The organism is Brachybacterium sp. HMSC06H03, from assembly GCF_001807385.1.
GTDB lineage: Bacteria > Actinomycetota > Actinomycetes > Actinomycetales > Dermabacteraceae > Brachybacterium > Brachybacterium conglomeratum.
The window spans coordinates 1-3,803 of the sequence record NZ_KV788849.1 but is presented as its reverse complement, the minus strand read 5'-3'; the positions used below and the strand labels follow the sequence as shown (position 1 = coordinate 3,803).

The following is a 3,803-nucleotide window of genomic DNA, read 5'->3' as shown; positions in this document are numbered from 1 at the left end:
GGTGCCGCGGGCGGTGCGGACCGTGCGTCGCGGGCCGGGCAGGGGCAGCAGCTCGGAGAGGTCGCTGCGCTCGCCCGAGGCGGCGACCCGGCCGTCCGCGACGGCGTCGGCCCAGGTCAGGTCTCCGGTGACGAGAGCGAGCCAGGTCGCGGCGTCGGTCTCGACCACGGCGGGCGGGGTGCCGCGGGTGTGGCGGGTGCCGGCGATGGCCTGGACCGCGGCGTAGGGCGGGACCCGCAGCTCCACGGCACCGCCGGGATGCTCCTCGGCGAAGAGCTCCAGGGTGTGCCGCACGGCGGGGGCGAGCACCGGGCGGCGCGCGGCCGCGGGATCCGTCGCCCAGGCCGCGAGCGCGGCGCGGCCGGTCTCGGGGTCGGTACGGCGGGTCACCACGTCAGGCCGTCGTCTCCGGCAGGAGGTCGTGGACGGCGATGGTGTCGGCGCGGTCCGGGCCCACGCCGATGGCGCTGATGCGGCAGCCGGCGAGCTCCTCGAGGCGGCGCACGTAGGCCTGCGCGTTCTCGGGCAGCTCCTCGAAGGTGCGCGCCTCGGAGAGGTCCTCGGTCCAGCCGGGCAGGGTCTCGTAGACCGGCACGGCGTGGTGGAACTCGGTCTGGGTCATCGGCATCTCGCGGTGGATCACGCCGTCCACGTCGTAGCCGGTGCAGATCGGGACCTCGTCGATGCCGGTGAGGACGTCGAGCTTGGTGAGCACGATGTCGGTGAAGCCGTTGATGCGCACCGCGTGGCGGATCATCAGCGCGTCGTACCAGCCGCAGCGGCGGGGGCGGCCGGTGTTCACGCCCACCTCGCCGCCGGTCTTCTGGAGGTACTCGCCCCACTTGTCCTCGAGCTCGGTGGGGAACGGTCCGGCGCCCACGCGGGTGGTGTACGCCTTGACGATCCCGATCACCCGGTCGATGCGGGTGGGGCCGACGCCGGTGCCCGTCACGGCGCCGCCCGCGGTGGGGTTGGAGCTGGTGACGAAGGGGTAGGTGCCGTGGTCGACGTCGAGGAAGGTGGCCTGGCCGCCCTCCATCAGCACGACCTCGCCGCGGTCCAGCGCATCGCCCAGGAGCAGGGTGGTGTCCACGACCATGGGGCGCAGGCGCTCCGCGTAGGAGAGCAGGCCCTCGACGATCTCGTCGACCTCGACGGCGCGGCGGTTGTAGAGCTTGACCAGCAGCTCGTTCTTCTGGCGCAGCGCGCCCTCGACCTTCTGGCGCAGGATCGAGGCGTCGTAGAGGTCCTGCACGCGGATGCCGAGGCGGCCCACCTTGTCGATGTAGGCGGGGCCGATGCCTCGCCCGGTGGTGCCGATCGCGCGCTTGCCGAGGAAGCGCTCGGTGACCTTGTCGAGGGTCTGGTGGTAGGGCGCGACGATGTGGGCGTTGGCGCTGATGCGCAGACGGGTGGTGTCCACGCCGCGCGACTCGAGCATGCCGATCTCCTCGAACAGCGCCTCGAGGTTCACCACGACGCCGTTGCCGATCACGGGGGTGACCTGCGGCGAGAGGATGCCGGCGGGGAGGAGCTTCAGCTCGAACTTCTCGCCGTCGACGACCACGGTGTGGCCGGCGTTGTTGCCCCCGTTGGGCTTGACGACGTAGTCGACGCGCTCTCCGAGCAGGTCGGTGGCCTTGCCCTTCCCCTCGTCGCCCCACTGGGCTCCGACGATCACGACGGCGGGCATGGCGACTCCTGGGAACGATGTCGGGACTTCTGCACAGGTGACCGCGTGCGGCGCACAGGGCCGCGTGGATCCTACCAAGCGCCGTCCGGGAGCACGTCCGAGGGGTGACGGCGGGCGCTGCATCCAGTGGCGCTCAGCCGGCATCCGACCCCGCATGCGGCGACGGCTGCGCACTGGGCGCCACTGAGTGCACACGCACCGCCCGCGCTGTCCGGGCCGGCTCCGATACTGCCAGGCCAGCGCAGGTCCAGCCGGTCCGGCCGGGCTCGCGCAGGCCCGGGCCGGGAGCCGGCTCAGTCCAGCAGGCTCGGGTCCGCCTCGCGCAGGAAGTCGGTGATGCGGTCGGCTTCGGGCTGGTCGCCGAGACGGCGGGAGACCTCTCCCAGCAGCGCCAGCGCACGCAGCACGCCGCGGTTCGGCGCGTGGGAGGCGGGGATCGGGCCCTGGCCGCGCCAGCCGTTGCGGCGCAGCGCGTCGAGGCCCCGGTGGTAGGCGGTGCGGGCGCAGGCGTAGGCGGTGATCTCGTCACCGTCGCTCAGCGCGTCCTCGGCGAGGGTGGCCCAGGCCAGAGGGGAGTCCAGATGCCGGGCGACGACCTCGCGCGGCTCGCCCTCGACGAGCTCCTCGGCGACCTGGACGTCGACGAAGTCGTCGGGGAGGCGGGTCTCCGGGATGCCCAGGAGATTCCCGCTGGTGAGGTTATCGGTACGATCAGCCATGCAAGCATCGTAGGCGCAGCCGCCCGATGACCACAGAACAGAGTGAATCGCCCATGTCACACACGCAGGACGGCTCCGAGCTTCTCACCGGGCCCGGAGCCGGTGGGCTGCTCCGCTCGGCCGTCGGCAACTCGGGCGGGGTGCTGCACAGCTGGCAGCTCGACCACGTCGACCACCGCCCCGGCCGCAGCACCAAGGCCCTGTACCGCACCCAGGTCTCCTGGCCCGAGCTCGACGGCCCCCAGGCCCCGGCCCGGGAGGAGCTGTTCGGCGCGAGCGCCCACATCGGGGAGCGCGAGAAGAACCTCTACGTCGCCGAGCAGACCCTGGTGATGACCGACGGTGACATCAACGTGCGCGTGTGGCGCTACCCGCACGATCCGTGGCTGCCGATGCTCCCGCAGGTCTGCTATCCCGACATCGTCGGCCGCACCCTGCACGACCTGGGCGTCTCCCTCGGTCCGGACCCGTCCGAGCCGATCGCGATCGATGTCGTCTCCTACCGTCCCGGCCGGCGCGCCGTGCTGCGCGCCTCCCAGGACGCCGCGGCCGTGTACCTCAAGGTCATGCAGCCGCACCGCAGCGGGGAGATCGTGGAGCGCCATCAGCGCCTGCTCTCCGCCGGGGTGCCGGTGCCCGAGGTCATCGCGCACCATCAGGGTCTCGTCGTGCTCGCGGAGCTGCCGGGCCGGCCGCTCGCCCGCGCGGTGATCGACGAGGGCGTGGACTCCTGCCGCGCCGAGGACCTGGTCGCGCTGCTGGACCGCCTGCCCGCCTCCATGTACGGACTGTCGCTGCGGCCGCCGTGGACCGACTCGGTCGAGTTCTACGCGGGGATCGTCGCCTCCGCCGTGCCCGCGCTCGGGCCGCGCCTGGACGCGCTGGTGCGGGAGATCCGCGAGGGCCTGGCCGCGATCGAGCAGCGCATCGACATGCGCCCGCACGACGTCGTCCACGGCGACTTCTACGAGGCGCAGGTGTTCGTCCAGGACGGCAGGGTCGTGGGCCTGCTCGACATCGACACCGTCGGCCCGGGTCGCCGCGCCGACGACCTCGCCTGCCTGCTCGCTCATCTCAGCGTCCTGGCCGACTACGGCAACGCCGGGCGCATCGACCGTGGCATGCAGCAGCGGGTCGAGGACGCGATCCGCACCTGGCACGAGACCTTCCAGGAGCGGGTCGATCCGGTGGAGCTCGCACTGCGCTCCGCCGGGGTCGTGCTCTCGCTCGCGACCGGACCGCACCGTCAGCAGGAGGCTGCCTGGGAGGCCGCGACCGAGGCGATCGTGCGCGTGGCCGAGGAGTGGGTCGCCGCCGCACGGTACGCGGAGCGGCAGCGGATCGACCGGGCCGCGGCGGCGCAGCCCGCGATGCCCGCCCCCGGCCGGCCC

At 73.0% G+C, this 3,803-nt stretch carries 4 protein-coding genes; 1 reads left to right on the top strand and 3 read right to left on the bottom strand.

The features are described 5' to 3' along the window. The 3 genes from HMPREF3159_RS10785 to HMPREF3159_RS10775 all read right to left on the bottom strand — a co-directional run. Positions 1–393 (bottom strand): sterol carrier family protein (locus tag HMPREF3159_RS10785; protein ID WP_070501028.1); only part of this gene is annotated, 393 nt, incomplete at its 3' end. Between the two features lies 1 nt (position 394). Beyond that, positions 395–1,693 (bottom strand): adenylosuccinate synthase, encoded by a 1,299-nt coding sequence (locus HMPREF3159_RS10780; protein WP_070501027.1) that lies wholly within the window; start codon positions 1,691–1,693, stop codon positions 395–397. A gap of 293 nt (positions 1,694–1,986) precedes the next feature. Further along, entirely contained in the window at positions 1,987–2,412 is a 426-nt protein-coding gene (locus tag HMPREF3159_RS10775) for a DUF3151 domain-containing protein (RefSeq protein ID WP_070501026.1), read from the bottom strand. A gap of 53 nt (positions 2,413–2,465) precedes the next feature. On the opposite strand from HMPREF3159_RS10775, the gene HMPREF3159_RS10770 reads away from it, so the two are divergent. Further along, positions 2,466–3,803: phosphotransferase family protein (locus tag HMPREF3159_RS10770; RefSeq protein ID WP_070501025.1), on the top strand; the 1,338-nt coding region annotated here is incomplete at its 3' end.